This is a genomic window from Phytohabitans sp. LZ39 (assembly GCF_059359075.1).
Map to the genome: position 1 here is coordinate 83637 of NZ_JCADBM010000024.1, position 25180 is coordinate 108816.

Here is a 25180-nt window from a genome sequence, read left to right on the forward strand (position 1 = left end):
CTACTGTGTCCGCGTGGAGAAGCGCAACTTCGGGCGGCTCGGCCGCGACGCGGGAGTGATCGGACTCGGTGCCTGGCAGCTCGGGGCGGACTGGGGCGAGGTGAGCGAGGAGGCCGCCTTCGCCACCCTGGCGGCCGCGGTCGACGCCGGCGTCACGTTCCTGGACACCGCCGACGTCTACGGCGACGGGCGCAGCGAGCAGATCATCGGCCGTTTCCTGCGCCAGCACAAGGCCGCGGGGTCGGCAACGTCCGACCCGAGGAGCGCAGCGACGAGGGCGGACGGCGCCGGCCGCCCGGGGCCGTCAGCGAGCGAAGCGAGCGCCAACCAACAGCGCGGGCCGGGCCTGACCGTGGCCACCAAGATGGGCCGGCGCGTGCCGCAGGAGCTGTCCGCGTACAACCTCGACGCCTTCCGGGCCTGGAACGACCGCTCCCGCGCCAACCTCGGCGTCGACACCCTCGACCTGGTGCAGCTGCACTGCCCGCCCACGCCGGTGTACTCGACGGACGCCGTCTTCGACGCGCTCGACACGCTGGTGCAGGAGAAGCGGATCGCGGCGTACGGGGTGAGCGTCGAGCGGGTCGACGAGGCGCTCACCGCCATCGCCCGCCCCGGTGTGGCGAGCGTCCAGATCATCCTCAACGCCCTGCGCCACAAGCCCCTCGAGGCGGTGCTGCCCGCCGCGGCCGCCGCCGGCGTGGGCATCATCGCCCGGGTGCCGCTCGCCAGCGGGCTGCTCTCCGGGCGGTACGACGAGCACACCACGTTCGGCGCCGACGACCACCGCAACTACAACCGGCACGGCGAGTCGTTCGACGTGGGTGAGACGTTCTCCGGCGTGCCGTACGAGGTGGGCCTGGAAGCCGTGCGCCGGCTGAAGCCGCTGGTCCCGCCGGGTGCCACGATGGCCCAGTGGGCGCTGCGGTGGATCGTCGACCAGCCGGGCGTGACCGTGGTGATCCCCGGTGCCCGCGGCCCGGAGCAGGCAAGGGCCAACGCGGCGGCCGCCGACCTGGCACCCTTGACCCCTGAGGCGCACGCCGCCGTCGCCGAGGTGTACGACAGTCTGATCCGCCCCCTAATCCACGACCGCTGGTAAGGGAGGCAAGGCCGTGAAGGCGTGGTTGCCACTCGCGCTCGGCATGCTCGCCATCGTGGTGGGCGCCGTCTGGACGTTGCAGGGGCTGGGCTACCTGTCCGGCAGCGTGATGACCGACGATCGCACCTGGGCGGTCATCGGCCCGATCGTGGCCCTGGCCGGGCTGACGCTGGTCGGGATCGGCCTGCGCATCCGGCGGCGCCAGATCCCGCCGGAGAGTCGATAGCATCGAGCCCCCACGACCGGCTGGCCGTGGGGGCTCGATGCGGTCGAGGCTCGATCAGATGGGGCGGACCTGCTCGGCCTGCGGGCCCTTCTGGCCCTGGGCGATCTCGAACTCCACCCGCTGGTTTTCCTCCAGCGTCCGGTAACCGCTGGTCTGGATCGCCGAGAAGTGGACGAAGACGTCGGAACCCCCGCCGTCAACGGTGATGAAGCCGAAGCCCTTGTCTGCGTTGAACCACTTCACGGTTCCCTGCGCCATGCTGTATCTCCTTCTGAAACTGGCGGCCGAGCACACCGTGCGGCGGCCGGTTGGCCGTTTTCGAGCACTGGCGCCGAGAAGGAGTCTTCCCAACCACGCCGTGTCTAGAACAGCGTGGAACAGCAAACCACGTACGCAAAAACTTCGCACAGTCTACCGGAGGAAATTCTCCGACATGTGACCTGATCCGCCGTTAACAAGGGGAAACCCGAGACAGTTTCAGGCCGGCCATCGACCGGTCAGACGGCGCACGCCGCTCGCCCCGCCCCGGTCCACAGCGGCCTTGACCACGGCGAATATCGCTCCCTGGAGGGCCGCGGCGGCCAGGATCTCGCCCCAGCCGCGCTCCTCGTCGGTCGCGTCCGGTGCCTCGTCGTCGCCCGCCGCGATTTTCCAGATCTGCTTGAAGATCGCCCCGGCCACGATGCCGGCACCGATGCCCAGCAGCATCCCCACCGGCTTGTACGCCACCTTGCTCACCTTGGCCACCGGGTCCTCCCCCTCCTGACTGGACTGCTCGCTCTCAGCGCGAGCGCTTACGCACCACCATGAGCACCACGATCGCGGCCAGCACACCTGTCACGGCCGTCGCGGCCGCCACGAGCTGGGCGCGGTTTTCCCGGGCCCGCTCGGCGGTGTGCGCCACCGAGCCGCGTACCCGGGCCTTGACGTCGGCCTTCGCGGCCAGGGCCTGGACCGTCTCGCCCAGCTCCGCCCGCGTCTGCCGGATCTCCGCCCGCAAGGCCTCGGTGTCCACCTTGCCGTTGGTGGAGACCTTGCCGTTCGTCGAAACCATCACGCCCCCTCGCCATGGCCGTTGGCCCGCGTCCGCACGGCCTCCTTGACCGTGTCGACGTCGGCCTTCAGCCCGGACGCGGCCGCCTCGGGTACGGGCGGCACGGCCCGGCTCACCTGCCGCTTGCCGACGAAAGCCATTATCCCAGCGCAGAGGAAGAGCGCGACGGTCACGATCAGCGCGGCGAGCCACGCCGGCATGACGAGCGCGAGCAGGAGGATGCCGGTGGCGATCAGCGCACCGACGCCGTAGAAGGCGAACGCGCCCGCGCCGCCGAAGAGGCCGATGCCGATCCCGGCGTGCTTGCCCTTCTCGGCGAGCTCGGCCTTGGCGAGCGCCAGCTCGTCGCGGACCAGCAAAGAGATCTGTTCGCTGGCACGTTGCACCAGCTCGGCGGTGGACTGCTCACTCAACGGGCGGGCCGGACCGCGTTCGAGAACATCAGCCATGGCGTCCTCCTTCACCCTCCGTGGTGCTATGAACCTTTTTGAACCTCAACTTACGGTTCGTGCGCGACGCGGGCGCCGCGCCGTTCGGGTTCAAAAAAGTTCAATGCCCAGCTTAGGAGGCCTCCAACCACGCTGGCTCAGGTTCGCGACTCGTCCGCGTCCGACCGTTCGGGCGGGCCCGAGTTGGCTGCGCTCGCTCCGCTCGCTGTGGGGTCGGGCTGCCGAGTCCCGCCGTCCTCGTCGCCGCGCTCGTCGGAGCGGCGGTCGTCGGCCACCGGCCCCTCGAAGTCGGCCGCCCGCGCCTCCGCCTCGGGGCTGCCGCCGAAGACCCTGGCGTCGTCGTCCGGCTCGGTCGGTAGGCCGCGCCGGCTGGGGCGGACGTCGTGCGCGGTCGACGGGCGCACCCACTGCCAGGCCAGCCGGTTGGCGCCGTCGCCGACCTCGGCCCGCACCCGGGGCAGCGAGGTGGGCTGGCGGTCGCGGATCCAGCCGACGAAGTGCTCGCGGACCAGGCAGCGCAGGTCCCAGAGCGTGGGCGCGTCGTTGGCGCTCACCAGCGCGCGTACCCGGATCATGCCGCCGACCGCGTCGGTCACCTGGAGCACGCACACCCGGCCGTCCCACAGCTGGCTGCCCTCCAGCAGCGTGCGCAGCTCCTCGCGCATGTCCTGCACCGGGACGGCCCAGTCCAGGTCGAACTCGGCCGTGCCGAGGACCGCCGAGCCGGTACGCGTCCAGTTCTGGAACGGCCGCGTGGTGAAGTACGTGGTCGGCATGATCAGCCGCCGGTCGTCCCAGATCTGCACGACGACGGTCGTCAGCGTGAGCTCCTCGATCCGCCCCCACTCGTCTTCGACCACCACCACGTCGTCGAGGCGCAGCGCGTCGCTGAACGTGAGCTGGAGCCCGGCGAAGATGTTGCCGAGGGTGCTCTGCGCGGCCAGGGCGGCCACCACGCCGATGATGCCGGCCGAGGCGAGCAGGCTGGCGCCCACCGCGCGCACGTGCGGGAAGGTCATCAGCATCACGCCGAACGTGATCACCACTACCGCCGCCACCGTCACCCGGCGCAGCAGCCGCACCTGCGTCTGGAGCTTGCGGGCGCGCAGGTTGTCCGGCACGTCGGTGCGTACCCGGGACAGGGCGACGTCCTCGACCACCAGCGCCAGCGCGCCGAGCAGCCAGGCGAAACCGGCGATCGTGGCGAGGACGAGCAGGTGCACCACGACGGAGCGGCCGGCGAAGTCGCCGCCGGTGGCGCGCACCCCGGCCTCTACGGCGAGGGCGGTCATCGCCACCTGGAACGGGCGGTGGGCGTGGTCGGAAAGCTCGCGCAGGAGGACCGAACGCCGCCCGAGCCGCCGCACGACCCGGTGGACCACCTCCACCGCCGCCAGGGCGAGCGCGGCGGCGCCGAGCGTCGCCAGGACCGCCCACAGCAGGGTATCCACGTCCCATCCCCTTCGAATCAGGCCAGGAAGCTACGATGCCCGATCAAACAGGGACCAACCAGCCTAAGGTCGGGCGATCTTCACCACTACGTTGCTGTCGGTCACGCTCTCCAGCGTGACGTTGAGGCCGGCCACCTCCGTGCCGCCCTGGCCGGTGGTCAGCGTGAGCTGCTCTCCGGCCACCTCGAGGGTCACCTTGTCGCCCTCCGCGTTGACCAGCTTGGCGTCCACACCCAGCACACTGGCCTGGGCGTCCACCCCTCTGTCGAACGTCACCGTGCACTGGTCGAGGCCACAGTCGGTGTCGGCACCCTCGGAACTACACCCGGCCAGAACGGCGGCGGCGAGTGCCAGGCCGATCGCCACGCGGGCGGTCAGTCGCTTCGTCACGCCGCCAAGGGTACGGGGCGATCAAACCGCGTGCTCTGGCGCCGGTAGATCGTCGAAGGGAAAGCGGCGGGCGAACGACGGCCAGGCCACCGTGATCCGCACCCGATCGCGCGCCACGTCGGGCGGCGGCTCGACTTGGAGGCCGGCGAGCTCACTGAGCTGGGCGAGCGCCCGCCGCACCTCGGCCTCCGGCATGCGCAGCGCCCTCGCGAACGCCCGCAGGTCGGCGGCCACCTGCCGGCGCCGCCACCGCGGGCGGCTCCGCTCGGCCAGCTCGCGAAGGGTGATCGCGACGAGCACGGTGCGGTCGTCGCGCTGGGCCCGCTCCTCGTCGACGATCTCCTCGCCGGCGAGCGGCAGCACCTCGATCGGGTTTCGCTCCAGGCGCGGCGTCAGCCACTCACCGTCCATCTCGAACAGTCCGAACCCGACGAGGCAGGAGAGCAGCTCCTCCAGCGTGTACGGCACCGGGAGGCCGCGGCGGCGGCACATCTCGGCGAACAGCTCGACCCGCGCGGCGCGCACCCGCACCACCCGGTCGTAGTGCTCGCGCGCCTGAAGCTCGGCGTGGTCGGCCTCGCGGCGGGGGTGGTGGCGCTGGGCCTGCGCGACCCACTCGTCGACCGAGCCGGGGTCGCACCAGACCGCCTTGTCCCACGGCAGCATCGACCAGGCCTTGCGGGAGAAACGGTGCTGGTCGGGCACGACCGTGAGGTAGGCGAACGAGCAAGGCAGCCAACGGATCCACGACGGCACCATGACCGCGCGCTGCCATTCGGTGGCCACGGGAAGGACGATAGCGCCACAGCGCGTATCCGTGGGGGCACTATCCGCTGTGGACGAAGCTGCCCGCCAGCACCTCCGCCGCCGCCTCGGCGTTGGCCCGGGTGGCGCCGAAGGTGGCCAGGTGGGTCGCGCCCAGCACCGACGCCGGCACCCCCATCTCCACGACCACCGCGTCCGGCCGGGCGGCCAGCGCGGTGGTCACGGCGCGCGCCATCCACTCGTACCGGTGGACGTCGCGGACGACGAGCACCAGCGGCCGTCCGCGTGCGGCGGTGAGGAAGTCGGCGCCGGCCTCGTCGGCGGAGAGCCGCGCCGCGGTCGTGCCGGGCAGCAGCGCCGCGAGCGGCACGGCCACGCCCCACGGGGTCTCCGGGCCGATCGCGAAGTTGCGCGGCGGCTCGAACTCCACCACGTGCGGCGCCTCGGCCAGCGGCAGGGCGGGCGCGGCACCGGAGACGCGGACCGCGCGGCGCGCGCCGGCGAGGCCGACCGGGATCCCGTCCGGCCGGTCGGGCACGGCGGTGGCCCGCGCCTGCGCGGTCCAGGCGGCCAGCTGCTCGACCCGCTTGGCCGCCTCGGCCAGCCGCTCCTCGGGCAACTCGCCCGCGGTGACCGCGGCGACGATCGCGTCCCGCAGCCGGGTGGCGGTCGCCTCGTCGGCGTGGTCGCCGCCCACACAGATCGCGTCGACGCCGGCGGCGAGGGCCTGGACGGCCGCGCCCTCCAGCCCGTACCGCGACCGCAGCGCCCGCATCTCGATGCCGTCGGTGATCACCGTGCCGGCGAAGCCCAGCTCGTCGCGGAGCAGGTCGGTGAGGACCAGGCGGCTCAGCGTCGCCGGCCGGTCCGGGTCGACGGCCGGGACGAGCAGGTGGCCGGTCATGATCGCCTGTACGCCCGCCGCGATCGCCGCCCGGAACGGCGGCAGCTCCCGCTCGTCCAGCTCGGCCCGCGAGGACCCGATCCGCGGCACGTCCACATGCGAGTCGACGCTCGTGTCGCCGTGCCCGGGGAAGTGCTTGGCGCAGGCCGCGACCCCGGCCGACTGGAGCCCGGTGATCCAGGCGGCGGTGTGCCGCGCGACGAGGTCCGGGTCGGCGCCGAAGGCCCGCACGCCGATGACCGGGTTGTCCGGGTTGTTGTTGACGTCGGCGTCCGGCGCGTAGTCGAGCGTGATCCCGGCGGCGGCGAGGTCGTGGCCCAGGTCGCGGGCGACCGCCTCGGTCAGCACCACGTCGTCGACCGCGCCGAGCGCCAGGTTGCCGGGCCGCGAGCTGCCCTGCCACGTCTCGAAGCGGGTGACGTCGCCGGCCTCCTCGTCGACCGCGACGATCACGTCCGGCCGCTCGGCGCGGAGCGCGGCGGTGAGCTCGGCGACCTGGGCGGGGCTGGCGAAGTTGCGGCCGAAGAGGGCCACGCCGCCCAGGCCCTCGCCCAGCCAGCGGCACACCCAGGGCGGAGGGAGCGTTCCCTCGAACCCCGGCTGCAACACGGCACCGGCGAGGCGAAGCAGGTCCCGGCTGGTCTCCGACATGTGGCCCCCGTACTCCATAGTGGACAGACACCGCCGCTCCGGCGGGTAGATGCCATGGTCACACCGGATCCAGGAAATAGTCAATAAACCTTTCTATTAAGTCTCACCGGCCGGGCCAGCCTTTGTGGTGATATGCCCTCTTGCCCCGCCATGAGAGAGTCCGAGGATGGACGCGTTGCTCTCGGCCGTCACGATCGCCGCCGAGGACCGGAGCTGGTTCGACATCCCGGCCGTCCGCGTCGTCGGGTCGATCCTCGGCGCGCTCCTGCTGCTGGCCGCGATCCGGTCGATGTTCGGCAAGGGCAAATGACCCGGTTAAGGATCCGCTGAGAAACCCGCCGCGCATCTGTGACTGTCTCGCCACGTTCCGCCGGAGTAACGTGACGGCCGGTACGGGTGGCGCGTACCCCCTCCCCCATGTGTCGCCAACCCCAGGGATAGATAGGCGTGGACCTGGAAAACTCTGCCCGCCAGCTGGCCACGGGCCTGACCCGAGTGGCGGTAGCCGTCCAGGCCGCCGAACGCCCGGCCGAGCTGGAGCGCACCATCGCACAGCAGCAGGTGCTGCTGCTGTTGAGCCGCCGCAGTGAGGTCTACCCGCTGTCCGAGCTCTCGGCCGACGTCGGCCTGACCACCCACGCGACGATGTCGGCGATCGCGACACTGGCCCGCGAGGGCCTCGTCTCGGTCGACCCCTCCCCGTCGTACGCCCCGCACGCGGTGCGCATCGCACTGACCGAAAAGGGCCGCGCGCAGGCACCGGAGCTGCTCAACTGGGCCGCCGACCTGCTCGCCGAGCTGCACAACCTCGACCACGAGGGCCAGCACCAGCTGCTCGGCGTGGTCGCCGGCCATATCCGCCGGATGCAGCGCGAAGGCCAGATCCCGGTCACCAAGATGTGCGTCACCTGCCGCTTCTTCGACGGATACGCCCATCCCGGCACCGACGAGCCACACCACTGTTGGCTGATCGACAAGCCCTTCGGCCACCAGTACCTGCGCCTCCGCTGTCCCGAAGGCCAGCCCGGCGAAGGCCCCGTCCGCCCCGACAACGCCGCCTAGACAAAGATCCGAGCTACCGCGACGCCCGTCGTGGTCCCGACCGCCGCGCGGGGTCCCCGGGAAACGGTTACTCAGGGCGACGACGCCCCGTTTTTGATCTCCCACCGCCCATTCGGCAACGGGCATTGTGGACAAACACCGCTCCACCGCGTGGCGCGGGCCGCGCACCCGCCGGAGGCAAAGGGGCGACCGCGACCAGCAGCGGACGGGTGAGGCCGCGGGAGCGACGGTCTGGACCACGGCGGACATCGCGGTAGCTCGGATCCTGCTCTTGATCCTGTTTGGGTCGGGTGGCATCGACCCCGGCCGTTTGCGGGTGGCATCGCCGGGGCACGATGGGCCCGCCATGAGACTTCCTCTCCCCCTCTCCCGGCGGCTACGCCGTGCCGCCCGCACCCACTTCGGCTGGCGGCGCCTGCGCCCGGGCCAGCTCGCCCCCATGCGCGCGGTGCTGCGCGGCCGGGACGCGCTGGTCGTGTTGCCGACCGGCGGCGGCAAGTCCGCCGTCTATCAGGTCCCGGCCATGATGCTGTCCGGGCCGACCGTGGTGATCTCGCCGCTGCTGGCCCTCCAGCAGGACCAGATCAACGCGCTCAACGACCGCCCCGGCATGGCCGCGGTCCGGGTCAGCTCCGCGGAGACGCCCGGCCAGCGGTCGGCGGCCCTGGAGGCGGTGCGCAAGGGGCTCGCCCGGTTTCTGTTCATCACGCCGGAGCAGCTCACCGACCCGGCGCGGCTGGCCGAGGTGAAGGCGCTCCGGCCCGCGCTGGTGGCGGTCGACGAGGCGCACTGCATCTCCGCGTGGGGGTACGACTTCCGCCCCGACTACCTCGCGCTCGGCCACCTCATCGAGGGCATCGGCCGGCCGCCGGTCGTGGCGTTGACCGCCACCGCCTCGCCGCCGGTGCGCGACGACATCGTCGAGCGGCTCCGGCTGCGCGACCCGCTCGTGGGGGTTTCCGGGCTCGACCGGCCCAACCTGTTCCTCGAGGTGGCGCACTGCCCGGACGAGGAGTACCGGTGGCGCCGCCTGCTCGCCCTCCTGCGCGAGGACACCGGCACCGGCATCGTCTACGTGCCGACCCGCCGCACCGCCGAGGAGCTGGGTGAGCGGCTGTCGGCGGCCGGGTTCGCCGCGGAGGCATACCACGGTGGCATGGCCGCGGGTGTGCGCGAGCGGCGGCACGAGGACTTCCTGGCCGGGCGGGTGCCCGTGATGGTCGCGACCTCGGCGTTCGGCATGGGCATCGACAAGCCGGACATCCGGTGGGTGGCGCACGTGGCGCTCCCCGACTCGCCGGACAGCTACCAGCAGGAGATCGGCCGCGCCGGGCGGGACGGCGCGCCGGCTCGCGCGCTGCTGCTGTGGCGGGCCGAGGACATGGCGCTCCAGCGGTTCTTCACCGGTGGCGCGCCGGACCAGACCGAGCTGCGCGACCTGGCCGCGGTGCTGCGTACCGACAAGCTCACCCGCACCGCCCTGCGCGAGCGCACCGGGCTCGGCACCCGCAAGCTGGGCCAGCTGCTCGGCCTGCTGGAGCAGGTGGGCGCGGCGACCACCGTGGGTCAGAAGCTGACCGCGCCGCGCTACGCCCCCGAGCCGGTCGACGCCGCCCGCGCCGCGCTGGCCGAGGCGGAGCGGCAGCAGGCGGTACAGCGGTCGCGCACCGACATGATGCGTGCGTTCGCGGAGAGCGGGTCGTGTCGCGGGCAGGCGCTGCTGGCGTACTTCGGCGAGCACCTCCCCCGCCCGTGCGGCCACTGCGACAACTGCGCCGCGGGCCCGGCCAGGCAGCCCAGGGTCCGCGGCCCGTTTCCCCTGCACAGCACCGTGCGACACGCCGAGTGGGGGGTGGGTATGGTGCTCGCGTACGAGTCGGACAAGATGACGGTTCTGTTCGACGACGTCGGGTACAAGACTCTGTCGGTGCCGGTCGTCCGTGACCAAGGGCTGCTGGTGGCAGAGACAGGATGAAAGGCGCTCCCGTGACCGAACAACCGGTGTACTCGTCCCTCGGCTTCTCCGACGAGGAGTGGGGCCTGCTCACCGGCCTCCCGCTCGCGGTGCTGACCGCCGCGAGCGCGGCCGAGTCCGACGGCACCCGCCGCACGCTCGCCGAGAGCGCGGCCGGCCTGGAGGCGGTGGCCGGCGGCCGCGAGGGCGCCAGCCCGCTCGTCGCCGCCGTGGCGCAGGAGGTCGTGACGCGGGCGGGTGACCCGGAGGCCGGCGAAGAGCTGCCCGTGCTCAGCCCGCAGGACCCGGAGGCGTACATCGCGGACGTGCTCGACCGGGCCGCCGCGGCCGCGGCGCTGCTGCGCGGCAAGGTCGACGAGGGCGAGGCCGGCGCCTACGCGCACTGGCTCGTCAGCGTGGCCGAGCAGGTGGTCACCGCGGCGCCCTCGGGCGGCATGCTGGGCATCGGCGGCGACATCGTCACCGAGCCCGAGCGCCGGTTCCGCGACGCCCTCGCCAAGGTCTTCAACGACTAATCGACGCTCTTAGATGTAAGATGACCCGGTGCGCCGTGCAGCGCATCTCGTCCGGCCGCGCCTTCCACGTCCGCCGCGAGGGGCACGTGGCGCAAGACCGAGATCCCGGTGGCGTTGGGGGCTTTCGGGCGCTCGCGGATCGTGCTTGACGCGGCCGGCGATGGCCGTGCGGGTGGTGGACTTCCGCCTCGGCTAGTCTCCTGCTGGTGTTGGCGGGCGAGTCTTTCCTGAGCTTCTGGCGTGAGCGGCACCTCGGCACGCTCACCACCCTCCGCCCGGACGGCTCGCCACACGTGACCCCGGTCGGCGTGACGCTCGACCCGGAGGCCGGCATCGCCCGCGTCATCACCTCCCGCGACTCCCGCAAGGCCCGCAACGCCGCCGCCACCGGACGGGTCGCCGTCTGCCAACTGGACGGCCGCCGCTGGTCGACGCTGGAGGGCCGCGCGGTGGTCCGCGACGACCCGGCCGCCGTCGCCGAGGCCGAACGCCGCTACGCCGAGCGCTACCGCGTCCCCCGCGCCAATCCCAAGCGCGTCGTCATCGAGATCACGGTGACGCGGGTGCTCGGCAATGCCTGAGGTCTGCGTGGTCGGCATCGGCGCGGACGGCTGGCCCGGCCTGTCGCCGGCCGCCCATTCCCTTCTCCGCGAAGCGGATGCCCTGATGGGAAGTCGCCGCCAGCTCGACCTGCTCCCCGAGCTCGTGCCCGGCGAGCGGGTCGCGTGGCCCTCGCCGCTGATGCCCGCCCTACCGGGGCTGTTGGCGGCACACCGCGGCCGGCGGGTGTGCGTCCTGGCCAGCGGCGACCCCATGCACCACGGCATCGGCGCCGCCGTCCTGCGCATCCTCGGCCCCGGCAACGTCACCGTGCTCCCGGCCGCGTCGTCCATCTCCCTCGCCTGCGCCCGCCTGGGCTGGGCCATGGAGGAGGTCGAGGTGGTCGGTCTGGTCGGCCGCCCGGTCGAGCTCCTCAACCCACACATCACCCCCGGCCGCCGCATCCTGATCCTGGGGGCGGCCGCCACCTCCGTCGGGGTCCTTCTTTCCAGCCGGGGGTACGAAGCGAGTAGGTTGACGGTTCTGGAACAGCTGGGCGGCCCGGGTGAGCGGGTGACGCGGGGCACGCCACTGTCCATATGGGACGCTCTCGATCCGCTGACCATCGTGGCGGTGGAGTGCGTCGGCGACGCCTTCCTGCCGCCCGTGCCCGGTCTGCCCGACGACGCCTACGTCCACGATGGACAGCTGACCAAGCGCGAGGTCCGCGCTGTCACGCTGGCCCGCTTGGCACCGGCCCCCGGCCAGCTTCTGTGGGACGTCGGCGCCGGCGCGGGAAGCGTCGCCATCGAGTGGATGCGCACCCACCCCTCCTGCCGCGCGGTGGCCGTCGAGGCCGAGCCGTCCCGCGCCGCCCGGATCCGCGAAAACTCGTTGTCCCTGGGCGTTCCCACGCTGTCCATCGTGGAAGGTCAGGCACCGGCCGCGCTTGCCGGCCTGCCGCCTCCGGACGCCGTCTTCATCGGCGGCGGCGTCACCGAGCCCGGCATGGTCGAAGCCTGCTGGGCCGCCCTCTCCCCCGGCGCCCGCCTGGTCGCCAACGCGGTGACGCTCGAATCCGAGGCGGTGCTGGCCACGTGGCACGCCAAGGTCGGCGGCGACCTGACCCGGATCGAGGTGAGCCGCGCCGGCGCGGTGGGCGGCTTCACCGCGTGGCGCCCCGCGCTGCCGGTCGTGCAATGGTCGGCGGTGCGCTGATGACCGTCCACTTCATCGGCGCCGGCCCCGGCGCCGCGGATCTCATCACGGTGCGCGGCCGCGACCTCGTCGCCGCCAGCCCGGTCTGCCTCTACGCCGGCAGCCTGGTCCCGGCCGCCCTGCTGGACGTCTGCCCACCCGGCGCCCGCAAGGTGGACACGGCGAGGCTGACGCTCGACGAGATCGTCGCCGAGCTGGTCGCCGCCCACGCGGCCGGCCACGACGTCGCCCGCCTCCACTCCGGCGACCCGTCCATCTACAGCGCGATGGCCGAGCAGATGCGCCGCCTGGACGCCGCCGGCATCCCCTACGACGTCACGCCGGGCGTGCCCGCCTTCGCCGCGGCCGCCGCTTCTCTCGGCCGCGAGCTCACCGTGCCCGGCGTCGGCCAGACCGTGATCCTCACAAGGGTGACCGGGCAGGCTACCCCCATGCCCCCCGGCGAAGACCTCGCCACGCTGGCGGCGAGCCGCGCGGTGCTGGTGCTCCACCTGGCCGTCCAGCGCGTCGACGAGGTGGTGGCGACGCTGACGCCCTTCTACGGCCCCGACTGCCCGGCGGCCGTGGTCGCCTACGCCTCCCGCGACGACGAGATGATCCTCCGCGGCCCACTGTCCACGATGGCCGAACAGGTGGCCGCCGCGGGCGTCAAGCGCACGGCGGTCATCGTGGTCGGCCGCACGCTGACGGCCGCCGACTTCCCCGACAGCCACCTCTACTCCGCCGCCCGCGCACGCTGAGCGGCCGCGCGAGCCGGAATCAGTGGGCTGTCCGGCCCGCGAAGGCCTTGATCGGCGGACGGCTGGATGGGCGGTGTCGCGGCGAGTAGTTCCGGTTGGCCGCCGCGAGCGGACCTTCGCTTCGGTAAGCGCCGCCATCCGCGCCCGCGAACAGGATCAATGACCGACGGTGATCAACGCGTATGCGCATTACCGTACGTGCCCTGACATCTACGGAGGGTCTAAACATGAGGGTACGAAAGGTCCTGCTCCGGGTCGCCGCCGTCGCCTGTGTCGCCGGTGCGTCGATAGCGTGCGCGCCTTCCGAGCCGGAGCGAACACAGGTCGCCGAGTCGTCCGCCATCCCCGTGGAGGAGACACCCAGCGCGGAACCGACGCCCAGCGCGGAACCGACGCCACCGCCCACGCCGGCCGTCGAGGTCAAGACGGTGACGGTAACGGAGAAGATCCCGTTCAAGCGCACGACCGTCAAGGACTCGTCCCTCACCGAGGGCACCCGCAAGGTACGGACCAAGGGCGTCACCGGCGTCAAGACGCTGACCTACGAGGTGACGTACACCGGTGGACAGGAGACGGCGCGCAAGCTGCTCCGGCAGGTCGTCACCAAGCAGCCGGTCACCGAGGTGACCGCCGTCGGCACGAAGAAGAACGCGCCGACGCGGCAGTGCGACCCCAACTACAGCGGCTGCGTGCCGATCGCCAGCGACGTCGACTGCGCGGGCGGCAGCGGCAACGGCCCGGCCTACGTCAGCGGACCGATCGAGGTGATCGGCGACGACATCTACGATCTCGACCGGGACAACGACGGGACCGCGTGCGAATAACCTGACAGGAGGTGTCAGCCATCACCGGCAGGATGGCAGGCATGACAGGAATCGCCAGCCTCATCATGGTCAACGTTGACAGCCCCGACCCGGCCGCGCTCGCCGAGTTCTACCGCCAGGTGCTGGGCTGGGAGGTGACCCACAGCCAGGCCGAGTACGCGATGATCAGCGACGGGACCACGTCGGTCGGTTTCGGGCTGGTCGACGACTACCAGGCGCCGGCGTGGCCCAACCCGGGCGGCACCAAGCAGTTCCACTTCGACCTCCGCGTCGACGACCTCGACAAGGCCGAGGAGCTGTGCCTGGCCGCCGGCGCCACCAAGCCCGACTTCCAGCCGGGCGGCGAGCGGTGGCGTGTCTTCATCGACCCGGCCGGCCACCCCTTCTGCCTCTGCCCGCGCGGCTGAAGAAGCCCGGCCGACGACGCCGCCTCCGCGGCCGAGAAGCACGACCGACAGCTAGGAAGCGCGGCCGACGACCGTACCGGCGCGGTCGATCACCACGACGTCGACGGTGACGGGCGCCTCGCGGAGCACCTCGACGGCGGTCCGCCGGGCCTTCTCCGCGATCAGGTCGCCCAGTGGCAGCCCGGCGGCCTGGCAGTGGCCGAGCGCCTCGAGCGCGGTGTTGGCGGCGGCGACGCGGGCGACGAGCTCGGGGTCGCCGCCCGCCGCGCGCACCGTCTCGGCCATCGCCGCCGGGTCCACCTGGGAACGTCCAGAGTGGAGGTCGAGATGCCCCTCGGCCAGTTTGGACAGTTTGCCGATGCCGCCGGCGATCGTCAGGCGGGGCACCGGGTGGCGGCGCAGGTACTTGAGCACCGCGCCGGCGAAGTCGCCCATGTCGAGCAGCGCGTCCTCGGGCAGCCCGTACAGCTCGGCGGCCACCCGCTCGGACGTGCTGCCCGTGCACCCGGCCACGTGCGGGCGGCCGGCCGCGCGGGCCACGTCGATGCCGCGCCGGATGCTGTCGATCCAGGCCGAGCAGGAGTACGGCACCACGATCCCGGTCGTGCCCAGGATGGAGAGGCCGCCGAGGATGCCGAGGCGCGGGTTCCAGGTCTTCTTGGCCAGCTCCTCGCCGTTGTCGACGGAGATCTCCACCAGCGCGTCGCCGGTGCCGCCGTGGCGGGCGGCGACCTCCGCGACCGCCTCGCGCATCATGCGGCGGGGCACCGGGTTGATGGCCGGCTCGCCCATCGCGAGCGGGAGGCCGGGCTTGGTGACCGTGCCGACGCCGCGCCCGGCCCGAAATAGCACGCCGCTGCCCGCCGGGGCCGGCGTCACCGTGCTGCGGATGAGCGCACCGTGCGTGACGTCCGGGTCGTCGCCCGCGTCCTTCACGACGCCCGCCGTCGCGCTGCCGCCCGAGAGCGACTCGACCGCGAGCGCGAAGGATGGGCGCTGGCCCTTGGGGAGCACGATCTCCACCGGGTCCGGGAAGGCCCCGGTGAGCAGCGCCGTGTACGCGGCCGTGGTGGCCGCCGTCGCGCACGCCCCGGTGGTCCAGCCGTAGCGCAAAGTCACCGCCACAGCATGCCAGACTGGCCCCGTGCGAACCCTGCTCATCCTCGGTGGCACGGGCGAGGCCCGCGCGCTGGCGGCCCGCGCGGCCGGCTGGCGGGTGGTCACGTCGCTCGCCGGCCGGGTGCGCGACCCGCGCCTCCCCGAGGGCGAGGTCCGGGTCGGTGGCTTCGGCGGGCCGGAAGGGCTTGCCGGGTGGCTGCTGGCGGAGGGCGTCGGGGCGGTGGTCGACGCCACGCACCCGTTCGCGAGCCGGATCAGCGCCTCGGCGGTCGCCGCCGCGCGGGCGGCCGGTGTGCCGCTGCTGGCGCTACACCGTCCCGGCTGGACGGAGGGGCCGGGCGACGACTGGCGGCGCGTGCCGAGCGTCGAGGCGGCCGCCGGGGCGCTCCCGGCGCTGGGTGAGCGCATCATGCTCACCACGGGGCGCCAGAGCCTGGACGCCTTCGCCGACCTGGGGTTGTTCTTCCTGATCCGCACGGTCGACCCGCCGTCGACGCGGCTCCCGGAGCGCCATCGGCTGGTGCTCGACCGCGGACCGTACACGGTGGAGGGTGAGGCGGCGCTGATGCGGGAGCACACGATCGACGTGCTCGTCACGAAGGACAGTGGCGGCGCGATGACGGCGGCCAAGCTCGTCGCCGCTCGCCGGCGGGAAATCCCCGTCGTGATGGTCGACCGTCCACCGATGCCCGACGGCGTTCCGGCGGTGTCCACAGTAGACGACGCGGAAGGCTGGCTCAGGGGTATCGGCGCGGGGTGAACACCGCGCCGCCGCTCCCCCGCCGCGTGGTGGACGAGCCGACGATCAGCATGCACCGCATGTCCACACCGGACGGGTCGAGGTCGGCGAGGCGCACCACCCGCACGTCCTCGGCCGGTCCGCCCACATCCCGCCCGACGACCACGGGAGTGTCCGGCGCGCGGTGTTCGAGCAGCAGGTCGCGGGCCTTCTCCACCTGCCAGGTGCGGGTCCGCGACGCCGGGTTGTAGATGGCGATGACCAGGTCGGTGCGGGCGGCCGCGGTGAGCCGATCGGCGATGACGTCCCAGGACTTGAGCCGGTCCGAAAGGGACAGCACGCAGTAGTCGTGCCCGAGCGGCGCGCCGGCGCGGCTCGCCACGGCCTGCGCGGCGGTGAGCCCCGGCACGACGCGGACCGGCACCTCCGCGTACCGGGGCTGCGCCGCCACCTCCAGCACCGCGCTCGCCATCGCGAACACCCCCGGGTCGCCCGACGAGACCACCGCCACGCGCGAGCCGGCTGCGGCGAGGTCGAGCGCGTAGGCCGCCCGCGCCCCCTCCTCGGTGTTGCCGGAGGGGTGCCGGGTCTGGCGCGGGTTGGGCGGCACCCGGTCGAGGTACGGCCCGTAGCCGACGAGGTCGTCCGCCTCCGCCAGCACCGCCTGCGCCTCCGGTGTCGTCCACTCCCGGCCGGCGGGGCCCAGCCCGACGACGGAAAGCTCCCCGCGGCCGGACCGGGCCGGAGCCACCGTGGGCGGTGGCACGGCGGCGACCCGGCTGGGCAGCATCGCGAGCGAGAAGTACGGCACCGTCGCCGGATCCACATCGGACAGTGGCGCGACTCGCTCGCGGTCGGTGGTGGCCCGCTCGACGTACCACGCCTCGTCGAGCCGACCCGCCGCGGCCAGCGCCTCGCGCACGGCGCCGAACGTCCGGCCCAGCTTGAGGATCGCCGCCGGACCCTCGCCTTCGAGCCGGCGCGCCAGCTCGTCCGGCGGCAGCGTACCGGGCAGCACGGTGAGCACCTCGTCACGCTCCACGAGCGGGCGGCCGAGCACGGCCGACGCCCCGCTGACCGACGTGACGCCGGGCACCACCTCCGTGGTGTACCGCGGCGACAGTCGCTTGTGGATGTGCATGTACGACCCGTAGAAGAACGGGTCTCCCTCGCACAGCACCACCACGTCACGGCCCGCGTCGAGGTGAGCGGCGAGGCGCGCGGCGCACTCCGCGTAGAACTCGTCGAGGGCCCCGCGGTAGCCGTCCCGGTGGGCGGTCGTCTCCGTCGTCACCGGGTAGACCAACGCCTCCTCGATCTGGCCCGCGCGCAGGTACGGCTCGGCGACCGCCCGCGCGATGCTGCGGCCGTGCCGGGCGCTGTGGTAGGCCACGACGTCCGCCGACTGCACGAGCCGGGCGGCCTTGACGGTCATCAGCTCCGGGTCGCCGGGCCCGAGCCCCACACCGAAAAGCCGCCCCGTGCCCATCACTCCTCCTCGCTGGCGATGGCGTTGATGGCCGCCGCCGTCATCGCGCTGCCGCCGCGGCGGCCGTGCACCACAAGGTGTTCCAGGTCGGTGGCGGCGAGCGCCATTTTGGACTCGGCCGCGCCGATGAAGCCCACCGGGATGCCGAGCACCGCCGCCGGCCGGCCCGCGCCTTCGGCGACCAGCTCCAGCAGGCGGAAGAGGGCGGTCGGCGCGTTGCCCACCGCGACGAGGGCGCCGCCGAGCCGGTCGCGCCACAGCTCCAGCGCGGCGGCGCTGCGGGTGGTGCCGAGCCGGGCGGCGAGCTCCGGCACGCGCGGGTCGCCGAGCGTGCAGACCACCTCGTTGCCCGCGGGCAGCCGGCGACGGGTCACCCCGGCGGCCACCATCGCGGCGTCGCAGAGGATGGGCGCGCCCGCCCGAAGCGCCGCCCGACCGGCCGCGATCGCGCCCGCCGACCACGCCAGGTCCGTGACGAGGTCGACCATCCCGCAGGAGTGGATCATGCGAACGGCCACCCGCGCCACGTCGTCCGGCAGCCCCGACAGGTCCGCCTCGGCGCGGATCGTCGCGAACGACCGCCGGTAGATCTCGGCGCCGTCCTTGATGTACTCGCTCACAGCGTCACGTATCCCTCCGGCGTGGCTTCCAGCCGCAGGTGTTCGCCGGCAGGGCTCCCGCAGGCCCGCTCGCAGCCGACCCAGTGCACCGGCAGCCCGTGCGACGGGTGTCCACTGTGGTGGGTGATGGCGTCCGCCCGTACGTCGGCGTGCGCGCGGGCGCATCCCGGTGAGCCGACGCAGGCGGTCACCCCCACCCACGGCGAGTCGGGGTCGGTGGCGAAGCCGGCCTCGCCGAGCGTGGCGAGGAAGCCTTCGTCGGGCAGGTCCGGCACCACAACACCGCGCCACGGCGTGACGACGACGCTCGGCGCTCCACAGAGGACCCGCGCCTGCGCGGGAGAAAGCCGACCCAACGGCGGCGCCGCCGCGACCGCCACCCGGCCGTCCACCTGCGGCGTGGCGCCGATCGGGCCCCACGAAACGGGTCGCGCGGCCGGCAGCCCGGGCGGGATCGCGCCGAGCCGCGCCGCGATCCGCGCCACACCATCGTCCAGTTCGGACAGTCGCCAGTGTCCGTCCCGCTCGGCCAGAAACGCGTGCGCGGCCGCCACCAGCGCCGCCACGGCATCGCCGGGCCTCACCCGTAGCCCGCTGTCACGGCCGGCGAGCAGCACGGTCGACCCGCGCAGGCCCACGTCGGCGCCGAGCCCGGCCACGTCGCCCCGCCCGTCGTCGAGCCCGAAGAGGAAGCGCCCGGGCAGATCCGCCAGCGCGGCGTCGGCACACAGCGCGGCGTCGAGGTCGGCGACGAGCGGGCGCACGTCGAGCACGCCCCGACCGTCCCGCCCGCTGAGCGGCGAGGCGACGATGTTCCGTACCCGATCATGGGTGACCGACGGCAGCAGACCGGCCGCCGACAGTCGCTCGGCGAGCGGCACCTCCGCGCCGGCCGCCAGGCCGCGGATCTGGATGTTGCCCCGCGAGGTCAGCTCCAGCCCGCCGGCCCCGAGATCCGCCGACGCCTCCGCGACCGCCTGCCACTGGTCGCCGGTGAGGACGCCGCCGGGCACCCGGACCCGGGCCAGCCCGCCGTCGCGCGCCGGGTGCACCTGGATCGCACCCGGGCAGGAGTCCGGCCCGGAGCGGCCGGGTGCGGGTGAGGGCTGGTCGGGCACGCGCCGGATACTACGGGCAGCTAGGCTGGTCTCCGCAACCCGCGGCGACAAGCGGAGGAAGCCGGTGCGAGTCCGGCGCGGTCCCGCCACTGTCACTGGGCACGTGTCGAAAAGGCGCTGCTCAGGAGCCAGACACTCCCGTCGCCGCGACCCCTGAGTCGGGACGCGGATCCCGAGGGAGGCTGTGGCCGTGTTCGTGCTTCTGTCGACGTCCGACACCGACCTGTTGAGCGCGCGGGCGAGCGGCGCGCCGTTCCGGCTGGCAAACCCGGCGCGCACCGCGGCGGCCGACCTCCCCGACCTGCTGGAGGGCGCCGACCTCGTGGTCGTCCGCCTCCTGGGCGGCCGCCGCGCGTGGGAGGAAGGGCTGGACGCGCTGCTCGCCGGCCCCCGCCCGGTCGTGGTGCTCGGCGGCGAGCAGGCTCCCGACGCCGAGCTGATGCGGCTCTCGACCGTGCCGAGCGGGGTCGCGGCGGAGGCGCACGCCTACCTCGCGCACGGCGGGCCGGACAACCTCGCCCACCTGCACAATTTCCTCTCCGACACCGTCCTGCTGACCGGGCACGGCTTCGCGCCGCCCGAGCCGGCACCGGTGTGGGGCGCCGGCGACCTGCCGGACGGCGACGGACCGGTGGTCGCCGTGCTCTACTACCGGGCGCACCACATGGCCGGCAACACGGCGTTCGTCGAGGTGCTCCGCGACGCGATCACCGCCGCCGGCGGGCGGCCGCTGCCCGTCTACTGCGCGTCGCTGCGCACCCCCGACCCCGACTTGCTGGCCGCGCTCGGCCGGGCCGACGCGCTGGTGGTCACGGTGCTCGCGGCCGGCGGCACCCGCCCCGCGGAGGTGAGCGCGGGCGGCGACGACGAGGCCTGGGACGTGGGCGCGCTTGCCGCGCTCGACGTGCCGATCCTGCAAGGGCTCTGCCTCACCGGGGGCCGCGAGGCATGGGCCGCCGGCGACGACGGACTGTCCCCGTTGGACGCCGCGACGCAGGTGGCGATCCCCGAGTTCGACGGGCGCATCATCACGGTGCCGTTCTCGTTCAAGGAGATCGACCCGGACGGCCTGACCGTGTACGTGGCCGATCCCGAGCGCGCCGCCCGGGTCGCCGGGATCGCCGTGGCGCACGCCCGCCTCCGCCACGTGCCGGCGGCGGAAAAGCGGGTGGCGCTGATGCTGTCGGCATACCCGACCAAGCACTCCCGGATCGGCAACGCGGTGGGCCTCGACACCCCGGCGAGCACGGTGCGGCTGCTGGACGCCTTGCGCGAGCGCGGATACGAGGTCGGCGACCTGCCGGACGACGGCGACGCGCTGATGCACGCGCTCATCGCCGCCGGCGGGCAGGACCCCGACTGGCTGACCGAAGACCAGATCGAGGGCAACCCGGTGCGCATCCCGGCCGCCGACTACCTCGCGTACTACGCGACGCTCCCCGCCGAGCTGCGCGCGGAGATCGAGCGGCACTGGGGGCCGCCGCCCGGCGAGCTCTACGTCGACGCCAACGGTGACATCGTGCTGGCGGCCCTTCGCGCCGGCAACGTGGTCGTGATGGTGCAGCCGCCGCGCGGCTTCGGCGCCAACCCGATCGCCATCTACCACGACCCCGACCTGCCGCCGAGCCATCACTACCTCGCCGCGTACCGCTGGGTGGCCAGCGGCTTCGGCGCGCACGCGATCGTCCACATCGGAAAGCACGGCAACCTCGAGTGGCTGCCCGGCAAGACGGTCGGCATGTCCGCGTCGTGCGGGCCGGACGCCGCGCTGGGCGACCTCCCGCTCGTGTATCCCTTCCTGGTCAACGACCCGGGCGAGGGTACGCAGGCCAAGCGCCGCGCGCACGCCACGCTCGTCGACCATCTCGTGCCGCCGATGGCGCGCGCCGAGACGTACGGCGACATCGCCCGCCTGGAGCAGCTGCTCGACGAGCACGCCACCATCGCCGCGCTCGACCCGGCAAAGCTGCCGGCGATCCGGGCCCAAATCTGGACGCTCATCCAGGCCGCCCGGCTCGACCACGACCTGGGCCTGGAAGACCGGCCACACGACGCCGAGTTCGACGAGTTCATCCTGCACGTCGACGGCTGGCTGTGCGAGGTGAAGGACGCGCAGATCCGCGACGGCCTGCACGTGCTCGGCGTGCCGCCGGTCGGCGAGGCCCGGGTCAACCTCGTGCTCGCGATACTGCGGGCACGGCAGATGTGGGGCGGCAAGGTGGCCGCGCTGCCGGGGCTGCGCGAGGCGTTGGGCATGGGCGACGGGCTCAAGGAGGTCGACCGCGTCGAGGCGGAGGCACGCGAGCTGGTGGCCGCGATGGAGGCCGCCGCGTGGGACGTGACGAAAGTCCCCGACGGGCCCGCCGCCGAAGTGCTGCGCTTCGCCGCCACCGAGATCGTGCCGCGACTCGCCCGCACCACCGACGAGCTCACCAACGTGCTCCGCGCGCTCGACGGCCGCTACATCCCCGCCGGGCCGAGCGGCTCGCCGCTGCGCGGGCTCGTCAACGTGCTTCCCACCGGCCGCAACTTCTACTCCGTCGACCCCAAGGCCGTGCCGAGCCGCCTGGCGTGGGAGACCGGGCAGGCGATGGCCGACTCGCTGCTGGACCGCTACCGTGCGGACACCGGCGAATGGCCCCGCTCGGTGGGGCTGTCGGTGTGGGGCACGAGCGCGATGCGCACGGCCGGCGACGACGTGGCCGAGGTGCTCGCGCTGCTCGGCGTCCGTCCACAGTGGGACGAGGCGTCCCGCCGCGTCAACGGCATCGCGGCCATCCCCCTCGACGAGCTCGGCCGGCCCCGCATCGACGTGACGGTGCGGATCAGCGGCTTCTTCCGCGACGCGTTCCCCCATGTGGTGGTGATGCTCGACGACGCCGTGCGGTTGGTCGCGGGCCTGGACGAGCCTTCGGATGTCAACTTCGTCCGCGCCCACGTCCAGCAGGACCTCGCCGACCACGGCGACGAGCGGCGGGCCACCGCGCGGGTGTTCGGCTCCAAGCCCGGGGCGTACGGCGCCGGCCTGCTCCCCCTCATCGACAGCCGAAACTGGCGCGACGACGCCGACCTCGCCGAGGTGTACGCCGCGTGGGGCGGCTTCGCCTACGGTCGCGACCTCGACGGCGTGCCGGCTCGCGCCGACATGGAAACCGCCTACCGCCGGATCGCGGTCGCCGCGAAGAACGTGGACACCCGCGAGCACGACATCGCCGACTCCGACGACTACTTCCAGTACCACGGCGGCATGATCGCCACGGTGCGCGCGCTCACCGGCAGCGCGCCCGCCGCGTACATCGGCGACAGCACGCAGCCCGAGGCGGTGCGCACCCGCAGCCTGCACGAGGAGACCGCGCGCGTGTTTCGGGCCCGCGTAGTCAACCCGCGGTGGCTGGAGGCGATGCGCCGCCACGGATACAAGGGCGCCTTCGAGCTGGCCGCCACTGTGGACTACCTGTTCGGCTACGACGCGACGGCCGGCGTAGTCGCCGACTGGATGTACGACAAGCTCGGCGAGGCATACGTGCTCGACCCGGAAAACCGCGCCTTCCTGGAGCGCGCCAACCCGTGGGCCCTACACGCCATCGCCGAACGCCTGCTGGAGGCGGCCGACCGCAAGATGTGGGAGTATCCGGACCCCACCGTGCTGGAGGGCCTCCGCGAGGCCTACCTCAGCACCGAGGGCGACCTGGAGGGCCGCTAGCCCTCCTCCAGGTCCAGGTACTGGATGCCGGCTTCGAGCGCCGCGCGGGCCAGCTCGTCGCACTGCTCGTGGGTCAGGGTGAGACCAAGCTCGTGGGCACGCCGCGCCACCGCGACCGCACCCACCGAGATGGCGACGTCAGAAAGTTCGTTGGCAGGATCGTTCACGGAGTTGTCCCCCTCGCTGAACGGGCTTTGGCAATACTGCCAACGAGGGTTCAGTTGGTACAAGGACACCAATTCGCGTCAGTCGGCAGACCACGGAAAGTTGATCCAGCGGTCGGTGTGCTTCCAGACGTACTCGCAACGCACGCTCGTGTGCGGCTTCTCGTAGAGCACAGCACAGCGCACCTCGGCCACGTGGTCGCCGCAGAAGTCGTGCACGAGCTTGAGCGTGGCGCCCGTGTCGGCGACGTCGTCGGCGATCAGCACGCGGGCGCCGGCCAGGTCGACCACCTGCGGCACCGGCGGCAGCATCACCGGCATCTCCAGGCGCTCGTCGACGCCGGTGTAGAACTCCACGTTCATCGTGTGCAGGTTTTTGACCTCGAGCGCGTAGCCCAGCGCGCCGGCGACGAAGAGGCCGCCACGGGCGATGCCCAGGATCAGGTCGGGGCGGTATCCGTCGTCCGACACCCGGCGGGCCAGCTCGCGGCTGGCGGTGCCGAACGTGGCCCAGTCGAGCACCTCGCGCTCCTCCGTCATGCCGCCCACCCTAAATGTCGTACCTGCCTGTTTGGCTGCGGTCATGAGTGACGAACTGATTCTCGTGCTCGGCGCCACCGGCACCACCGGCCGCCGCCTGACCCGGCGGCTCCGCGCCGCCGGCGTGGCGGTGCGGGCGGCTTCCCGGCACGGCGAGGCAAGGTTCGACTGGTCCGACCCCACCACCTGGGATGCGGCGGTGACCGGCGTCACACGGATCTACCTGATGGCGCCACACGAGGTGCCGATCGACCCGCTGTTCGTGCGCCGCGCGGTCGAGCACGGCGTGCGACACATCACGCTGCTCTCCAGCCGCGGCATCGAGGCGATGGGCGACGAGCGGCTGATGGCCGCCGAGCGCACGGTGCGCGAGTCCGGCGTCGACTGGACCATCCTGCGGCCAGACTGGTTCGACCAAAACTTCGACGAGGGCTTCCTCCAGCCCGCGGTGATGGCCGGCGGGTTCGCGCTGCCGGTCGGCGAGACAGGCTTCGCCTTCGTCGACGCCGACGACATCGCCGCGGTCGCCGCCGCGGTGCTCACCACCGACGGCCACGCCGGGCAGAGCTACGAGCTGACCGGCCCCGACTCACTGCCGTTCGCCGAGGCTGTGCGGATCATCAGCGAGACGTCCGGGCGCCCGGTCCGCTTCGGCGGCACCGACGACGACTACCTGGCGCAGCAGGCGCAGCTCGGCGAGCCCGAGGAGCAGGCCCGGCAGGCGCTGGCCGCCTTCACCGCCCTACGCGAGCTGGGCGACCAGCCACCCACCGACGCGGTCCACCGGATCGCGGGACATCCGCCGAAGGCCTTCCGCGCCTACGCCGAGGAGGCAGCGGCCCGCGGCGCCTGGGACACGGCTCATTGATCGAGCTACCGCGACGTCCAGGGCGAGGCCGGCATCCTGCCGTCCGCCGTGGTCGCCGCCCGTGGTGCGTCTCCCTTATTTAGACAGAGATTTGAGCTACCGCGACGTCCGTCGTGGTCCAGACCGTTGCTCCCGCGGCCTCACCCGTCCGCCGCTGGTCGCGATCACCCCTGCGCGCGACCGGCCGGGGGGAAAGGGAGGCGGGGTGACGGAGCTCGCGCCACCGCTCCCGGCGGTCTTCGCCGGGCCTACCTCCGCCATCCTGACGCAGCGTCACCAGCCAAGGGGCGAGACTTCGAGATCTAGGAGACTTAGGGTTGAAATAGCGCCCCAACTCTCCTAGATCTGGAATCTCGCGCCGCTCATACCGCCGCGGCGGTTACCCGCGGCGACGAAACCCCTGTTGCTTTCCCAGAGCGCCGATCCGGGGATAGGCATTGTGGACAAACAGCGACCGTCGCGGCGGCCCAACGGGGTGAGCGCGGCCAGCGGCGGACGGTGAGGCCGCGGGAGCAGCGGTCTGGACCACGACGGACATCGCGGTAGC

At 73.0% G+C, this 25180-nt stretch carries 28 protein-coding genes and 1 riboswitch; of the genes, 14 read left to right on the forward strand and 14 right to left on the reverse strand.

Going from position 1 to position 25180, the window contains the following annotated elements; translation table 11 throughout:
* The first annotated feature begins 13 nt into the window (after nucleotides 1-13).
* Both AC5L36_RS35780 and AC5L36_RS35785 read left to right on the forward strand, forming a co-directional pair.
* The gene (locus AC5L36_RS35780) at nucleotides 14-1102 is read left to right on the forward strand and encodes an aldo/keto reductase (protein WP_441223215.1); all 1089 of its coding nucleotides are present in this window, start codon (nucleotides 14-16) and stop codon (nucleotides 1100-1102) included.
* 43 nt (nucleotides 1103-1145) lie between these two features.
* Nucleotides 1146-1328: a hypothetical protein gene (locus AC5L36_RS35785; RefSeq protein WP_441223314.1), complete on the forward strand. Its 183-nt coding sequence runs from the start codon at nucleotides 1146-1148 to the stop codon at nucleotides 1326-1328.
* A 54-nt stretch (nucleotides 1329-1382) separates the two neighbouring features.
* On the opposite strand, the gene AC5L36_RS35790 is transcribed toward AC5L36_RS35785, so the two are convergent.
* The 8 genes from AC5L36_RS35790 to AC5L36_RS35825 all read right to left on the reverse strand — a co-directional run bounded on the left by AC5L36_RS35790 (nucleotide 1383) and on the right by AC5L36_RS35825 (nucleotide 6992).
* Complete coding sequence (locus AC5L36_RS35790; protein WP_173033499.1) at nucleotides 1383-1586, reverse strand: cold-shock protein; 204 nt, start codon at nucleotides 1584-1586, stop codon at nucleotides 1383-1385.
* Nucleotides 1587-1805: 219 nt separating this feature from the next.
* Nucleotides 1806-2066, reverse strand: coding sequence for a DUF4235 domain-containing protein (locus AC5L36_RS35795; RefSeq protein ID WP_441223315.1), 261 nt, complete (start codon nucleotides 2064-2066; stop codon nucleotides 1806-1808).
* 43 nt (nucleotides 2067-2109) lie between these two features.
* Nucleotides 2110-2382, reverse strand: coding sequence for a DUF3618 domain-containing protein (locus AC5L36_RS35800; protein ID WP_441223316.1), 273 nt, complete (start codon nucleotides 2380-2382; stop codon nucleotides 2110-2112).
* Complete coding sequence (locus AC5L36_RS35805) at nucleotides 2382-2831, reverse strand: phage holin family protein (RefSeq protein WP_441223216.1); 450 nt, start codon at nucleotides 2829-2831, stop codon at nucleotides 2382-2384. Before AC5L36_RS35805 ends, AC5L36_RS35800 begins: the two co-directional genes overlap by 1 nt.
* 137 nt (nucleotides 2832-2968) lie before the next feature.
* Nucleotides 2969-4282, reverse strand: a complete 1314-nt coding sequence (locus tag AC5L36_RS35810) for a mechanosensitive ion channel family protein (protein ID WP_441223217.1) — start codon at nucleotides 4280-4282, stop codon at nucleotides 2969-2971.
* Nucleotides 4283-4345: 63 nt separating this feature from the next.
* A complete protein-coding gene (locus AC5L36_RS35815) occupies nucleotides 4346-4672 on the reverse strand; it encodes a hypothetical protein (protein ID WP_441223218.1) in 327 nt (108 codons plus the stop codon).
* A gap of 21 nt (nucleotides 4673-4693) precedes the next feature.
* Nucleotides 4694-5458, reverse strand: a complete 765-nt coding sequence (locus AC5L36_RS35820; RefSeq protein ID WP_441223219.1) for a DUF6042 family protein — start codon at nucleotides 5456-5458, stop codon at nucleotides 4694-4696.
* A gap of 40 nt (nucleotides 5459-5498) precedes the next feature.
* On the reverse strand, nucleotides 5499-6992 hold the full coding sequence (locus tag AC5L36_RS35825) for a glycoside hydrolase family 3 protein (RefSeq protein ID WP_441223220.1): 1494 nt from the start codon (nucleotides 6990-6992) through the stop codon (nucleotides 5499-5501).
* Nucleotides 6993-7158: 166 nt separating this feature from the next.
* Between AC5L36_RS35825 and AC5L36_RS35830 the strand changes: the two genes are divergently transcribed.
* The 9 genes from AC5L36_RS35830 to AC5L36_RS35870 all read left to right on the forward strand — a co-directional run bounded on the left by AC5L36_RS35830 (nucleotide 7159) and on the right by AC5L36_RS35870 (nucleotide 14273).
* Nucleotides 7159-7302 (forward strand): hypothetical protein, encoded by a 144-nt coding sequence (locus tag AC5L36_RS35830; RefSeq protein ID WP_441223221.1) that lies wholly within the window; start codon nucleotides 7159-7161, stop codon nucleotides 7300-7302.
* Between the two features lie 137 nt (nucleotides 7303-7439).
* Nucleotides 7440-8054: a MarR family winged helix-turn-helix transcriptional regulator gene (locus AC5L36_RS35835; protein WP_441223222.1), complete on the forward strand. Its 615-nt coding sequence runs from the start codon at nucleotides 7440-7442 to the stop codon at nucleotides 8052-8054.
* Between the two features lie 346 nt (nucleotides 8055-8400).
* On the forward strand, nucleotides 8401-10029 hold the full coding sequence (locus AC5L36_RS35840) for a RecQ family ATP-dependent DNA helicase (RefSeq protein ID WP_441223223.1): 1629 nt from the start codon (nucleotides 8401-8403) through the stop codon (nucleotides 10027-10029).
* 11 nt (nucleotides 10030-10040) lie between these two features.
* Complete coding sequence (locus AC5L36_RS35845; RefSeq protein ID WP_441223224.1) at nucleotides 10041-10544, forward strand: hypothetical protein; 504 nt, start codon at nucleotides 10041-10043, stop codon at nucleotides 10542-10544.
* A gap of 206 nt (nucleotides 10545-10750) precedes the next feature.
* Nucleotides 10751-11125, forward strand: coding sequence for a PPOX class F420-dependent oxidoreductase (locus AC5L36_RS35850; protein ID WP_441223225.1), 375 nt, complete (start codon nucleotides 10751-10753; stop codon nucleotides 11123-11125).
* Nucleotides 11118-12302, forward strand: coding sequence for a precorrin-6y C5,15-methyltransferase (decarboxylating) subunit CbiE (gene cbiE / locus AC5L36_RS35855; RefSeq protein WP_441223226.1), 1185 nt, complete (start codon nucleotides 11118-11120; stop codon nucleotides 12300-12302). Before AC5L36_RS35850 ends, cbiE begins: the two co-directional genes overlap by 8 nt.
* Nucleotides 12302-13042 (forward strand): precorrin-4 C(11)-methyltransferase, encoded by a 741-nt coding sequence (cobM, locus tag AC5L36_RS35860; protein ID WP_441223227.1) that lies wholly within the window; start codon nucleotides 12302-12304, stop codon nucleotides 13040-13042. The genes cbiE and cobM overlap by 1 nt, the downstream gene beginning before the upstream one ends.
* Nucleotides 13043-13269: 227 nt before the next feature.
* Nucleotides 13270-13866: a G5 domain-containing protein gene (locus AC5L36_RS35865; RefSeq protein WP_441223228.1), complete on the forward strand. Its 597-nt coding sequence runs from the start codon at nucleotides 13270-13272 to the stop codon at nucleotides 13864-13866.
* A 41-nt stretch (nucleotides 13867-13907) separates the two neighbouring features.
* Nucleotides 13908-14273: a VOC family protein gene (locus tag AC5L36_RS35870; RefSeq protein ID WP_441223229.1), complete on the forward strand. Its 366-nt coding sequence runs from the start codon at nucleotides 13908-13910 to the stop codon at nucleotides 14271-14273.
* 51 nt (nucleotides 14274-14324) lie between these two features.
* Here AC5L36_RS35870 and AC5L36_RS35875 read toward each other — a convergent pair whose 3' ends face one another.
* Entirely contained in the window at nucleotides 14325-15392 is a 1068-nt protein-coding gene (locus AC5L36_RS35875) for a cobalt-precorrin-5B (C(1))-methyltransferase (protein ID WP_441223230.1), read from the reverse strand.
* Between the two features lie 25 nt (nucleotides 15393-15417).
* Here AC5L36_RS35875 and AC5L36_RS35880 point away from each other — a divergent pair, with 25 nt between their 5' ends.
* Nucleotides 15418-16152, forward strand: coding sequence for a cobalt-precorrin-6A reductase (locus AC5L36_RS35880; RefSeq protein WP_441223231.1), 735 nt, complete (start codon nucleotides 15418-15420; stop codon nucleotides 16150-16152).
* On the opposite strand, the gene AC5L36_RS35885 is transcribed toward AC5L36_RS35880, so the two are convergent.
* Genes AC5L36_RS35885 through cobG form a run of 3 tightly spaced genes read right to left on the reverse strand, consistent with a single transcriptional unit; the run spans nucleotide 16130 to nucleotide 19358 of the window.
* Nucleotides 16130-17620 carry a precorrin-2 C(20)-methyltransferase gene (locus AC5L36_RS35885; protein WP_441223232.1) on the reverse strand — a complete coding sequence of 497 codons (1491 nt, stop codon included), beginning with the start codon at nucleotides 17618-17620 and terminating at the stop codon, nucleotides 16130-16132. The genes AC5L36_RS35880 and AC5L36_RS35885 overlap by 23 nt on opposite strands.
* On the reverse strand, nucleotides 17620-18240 hold the full coding sequence (locus AC5L36_RS35890; RefSeq protein WP_441223233.1) for a precorrin-8X methylmutase: 621 nt from the start codon (nucleotides 18238-18240) through the stop codon (nucleotides 17620-17622). The genes AC5L36_RS35885 and AC5L36_RS35890 overlap by 1 nt, the downstream gene beginning before the upstream one ends.
* A complete protein-coding gene (gene cobG, locus AC5L36_RS35895; RefSeq protein ID WP_441223234.1) occupies nucleotides 18237-19358 on the reverse strand; it encodes a precorrin-3B synthase in 1122 nt (373 codons plus the stop codon). The genes AC5L36_RS35890 and cobG overlap by 4 nt, the downstream gene beginning before the upstream one ends.
* Before the next feature lie 54 nt (nucleotides 19359-19412).
* Nucleotides 19413-19496, forward strand: a riboswitch (cobalamin riboswitch).
* 46 nt (nucleotides 19497-19542) lie between these two features.
* On the opposite strand from cobG, the gene AC5L36_RS35900 reads away from it, so the two are divergent.
* Nucleotides 19543-23061 (forward strand): cobaltochelatase subunit CobN, encoded by a 3519-nt coding sequence (locus AC5L36_RS35900; protein WP_441223235.1) that lies wholly within the window; start codon nucleotides 19543-19545, stop codon nucleotides 23059-23061.
* On the opposite strand, the gene AC5L36_RS35905 is transcribed toward AC5L36_RS35900, so the two are convergent.
* The gene (locus tag AC5L36_RS35905) at nucleotides 23058-23228 is read right to left on the reverse strand and encodes a hypothetical protein (RefSeq protein WP_441223236.1); all 171 of its coding nucleotides are present in this window, start codon (nucleotides 23226-23228) and stop codon (nucleotides 23058-23060) included. The genes AC5L36_RS35900 and AC5L36_RS35905 overlap by 4 nt on opposite strands.
* Before the next feature lie 78 nt (nucleotides 23229-23306).
* Nucleotides 23307-23765 carry a phosphoribosyltransferase gene (locus tag AC5L36_RS35910; protein ID WP_441223237.1) on the reverse strand — a complete coding sequence of 153 codons (459 nt, stop codon included), beginning with the start codon at nucleotides 23763-23765 and terminating at the stop codon, nucleotides 23307-23309.
* Nucleotides 23766-23808: 43 nt separating this feature from the next.
* Between AC5L36_RS35910 and AC5L36_RS35915 the strand changes: the two genes are divergently transcribed.
* Nucleotides 23809-24633: an NAD(P)H-binding protein gene (locus AC5L36_RS35915; protein WP_441223238.1), complete on the forward strand. Its 825-nt coding sequence runs from the start codon at nucleotides 23809-23811 to the stop codon at nucleotides 24631-24633.
* Nucleotides 24634-25180: the final 547 nt, after the last annotated feature.